Annotated in this window: 3 protein-coding genes; 1 reads left to right on the top strand and 2 read right to left on the bottom strand. The window is 70.3% G+C overall.

What is annotated here, in order from left to right; all coding sequences use genetic code 11:
• On the bottom strand, window positions 1-600 hold a 600-nt coding region (locus tag Mterra_RS20325; protein ID WP_147372978.1), incomplete at its 3' end, for a hypothetical protein.
• Between the two features lie 119 nt (window positions 601-719).
• On the opposite strand from Mterra_RS20325, the gene Mterra_RS20330 reads away from it, so the two are divergent.
• The gene (locus tag Mterra_RS20330) at window positions 720-1,343 is read left to right on the top strand and encodes an LURP-one-related/scramblase family protein (RefSeq protein ID WP_119316755.1); all 624 of its coding nucleotides are present in this window, start codon (window positions 720-722) and stop codon (window positions 1,341-1,343) included.
• 161 nt (window positions 1,344-1,504) lie between these two features.
• On the opposite strand, the gene Mterra_RS20335 is transcribed toward Mterra_RS20330, so the two are convergent.
• Entirely contained in the window at window positions 1,505-2,455 is a 951-nt protein-coding gene (locus Mterra_RS20335; RefSeq protein ID WP_119316756.1) for an L-threonylcarbamoyladenylate synthase, read from the bottom strand.
• Window positions 2,456-2,687: the final 232 nt, after the last annotated feature.

Consider the following 2,687-nt stretch of genomic DNA (forward strand, 5'->3'; position numbering starts at 1 on the left):
GGCCGGGGCAGGCCCGGCGGGGGCGGCGGGCTCGGCAAAGCCGATCTCCGGTGCGGGCTCGCCCCGCCACGCCAGCTCGGTGAGGCGGCCCCGCTGCTCCCCCTCGGGCACCTCGCCGCCCTCGAGCACCGCGCCCTCGCGCAACACCCAGACCCTGAGGCTGAGGCCGAGCTCGAGCGCCACCACCCCGCTGAAGCCCTCCTGGCCCAGCCGCTCGAGCAGGGCGGCGACGTTGACGAGGGCGCTGTTCCCCAGCGAGCGCACCTCCCCGGACACCGCCGCCAGCGCCAGCGCCAGCGCCGGCCCCTCCAGCGGGTGCAGGGCGATGGCGTTGAAGCCCGGCTCGGCACGGAGCTGCTCGAGCGCGGGGGCGCCCTCGAGGTCGCCGCGCAGGGCGTGGACCAGCCGCCCGCGTTCGAAGAGGATCCGGGCCAGCAGCCCGGTGCGGGTCTCCAGGGTGAGGATCCCGCTGAACTCCGAACCCTGCAGAATCGCCAGGCTTTGCTCCAGTGCGCCCCCCGAGAGCTTCTGCTCGGCGGGGTGCGCGCGGGCCAACAGACGAAAGACGTAGGGGACGCAGGCTTGGCCGGTGGTTTCCATAGGCGTGAGTCCACCCCAGGATAGGGGCTTCGTGACCCAAAGCCGGTGATTTTCGACCTTTATCCGCCCTGCGGGGGAAAACCCCGCTCCGCGCAAACGGCCGTTAAGCTGGAAGCCGTATGAGCCTTAGCTATCCCCTGCAGGTCAAGATGCCCATTCTCACCCTCTCGCCCGAGCTGCACCTCGAGGACGCCGGGGGCCGCAACCTCCTGACGTTCAAGCAGAAGATCTGGACCCTGCGCGAGGCCACCACGGTCTTCGCCGACAAGGCCAAGCGGCAGCCGCTGTACACCCTCCAGGCCGACCGGGTGATCGGCTTCGGGGCCAAGCACCTCATCCGCCGCACCGACGGCACCCTCGTCGGCGTGTTCGAGAACGACGGCCTGCGTTCGTTGTGGCGGGCCCGCTACTGGGTCAAGGACGCGCAGGGCAACGTCATCTACCACGCCGTCGAGGAAAACCCCTGGGTCGCGCTGGTGGACGGGCTGTTCGGGCTGCTCGACGAGATCCCGGTGGTGGGGCTGTTCACCGGGCTGCTGGGCATGGTGTTCTCGTACTTCATCAACCCCAGCTACCTGCTCAAGGACTCCTACGGCACCCCCCGCTACCGCGTCCGCAAGCAGCGCTCCTTCTTCGAGCGGCGCTTCCTGCTCGAGCCCCTCGAGGCCGTGCCCGAGGAGTGGGAGGAGTTCACCCTGCTCGCGATGATGCGGCTGGTGCAGCTCGAGCGGCGGCAGGGTTAGGGGAATGGGCGTGGGGCGTCGGATGGCGATGGCCGAACGCCGATAGCCGATAGCGGGTCGTACGTCGTACGTCCTACGTCCTACGCCGTACGCGAGACGCAATACGCAAGACGCCAGACGCCTTGGCTCTAGACCCTCGACAAATCACGAGCCTTTAGGGCTCACCTCGTCGCCGCCCGGCGCAGGCGGTCCATGATGGCGCGGCCCAAGCCTTCCTCGAGCACGGGCTCGGCGTAGATGGCCTCGAGGCCCAGCATGTCGAGCTGGTGCAGCGCCTCGAAGAGGTGGGCCGCCGCTTCGCGCAGGTCGCCGGTGGGCGAGAGCACCTTGACCACCCCGAAGCCCCGGGGCACGTCCTGGAAGGCCAGGTAGCCCAGCTTCTTGCGGCCCCGCGTGGGCACCTCCTCGGGCCGGGCGATGTGGATGGGGGTGCGGGGGGCGTAGTGCTGGGGGAGTTGCCCCGGCACCAGCGGCTTGAGGCTCTCCCCCACGCTGAGCTCGAGCGGCCCCACGACGGGCTCGAGCTCCTCGACCGGGATGGCCCCGTAACGCAGCACGGTGGGCTTCTCGCCCAGCATCACGATGGTGGACTCGACGCCGTGGGTGGTGAGCCCCCCGTCGAGGATGAGGTCCACGCGGTCTTCGAGCATGCGCGCGACGTGCTCGGCACGGGTGGGGCTCAGGTAGCCGAAGGGGTTGGCGCTGGGGGCGGCCACCGGCACCCCGGCCCGCCGCAGCAGCTCGAGCGCCACCGGGTGCCCCGGCATCCGCACCGCCACCGTGGGCAGCCCCGAGGTCACGATGCCCGGCACCGCCGCGGCCTTGGGCAGCACCAGCGTCAGCGGCCCCGGCCAGAAACGCCCGATGAGCGCCTCCGCCTGGGGCGACACCTCACAGGCGACCCGCCCCAGCATCTCCCGGCTCGCCACGTGCACGATGAGGGGGTCAAAACTCGGCCGCTGCTTGGCCTCGAAGATGCGGGCGACCGCCTCCGCGTCGAGGGCGTTGGCGCCCAGTCCGTACACAGTCTCGGTGGGAAAGGCCACCAGGCCACCCGATCGCAGGATCTGAGCGGCTTTCTCGAGGTTTTCGGGCGTAGGCGGCACGACCATAGCAACCCTTCGATTATGCCCGAAGGGGGGCGATTTGGCATCTGGGTCGGTGGTCGATAGTCGATAGCTGATAGCCCATAGCCGATAGCTGAACGCCCTGTTGGGATGAATCGTCCACTGGGGTTGTGCCCGCCCCCCAGGCCAACTACAGCCCCACGCCCCAGTGGACGGGCGCTCATGCCGTGCCGTGCCCCGGCCGGGGTGTGCGGCCCGCGCGGGAGGGGGTGGGCGG

This window comes from Calidithermus terrae (assembly GCF_003574345.1).
Classification (GTDB): domain Bacteria; phylum Deinococcota; class Deinococci; order Deinococcales; family Thermaceae; genus Calidithermus; species Calidithermus chliarophilus.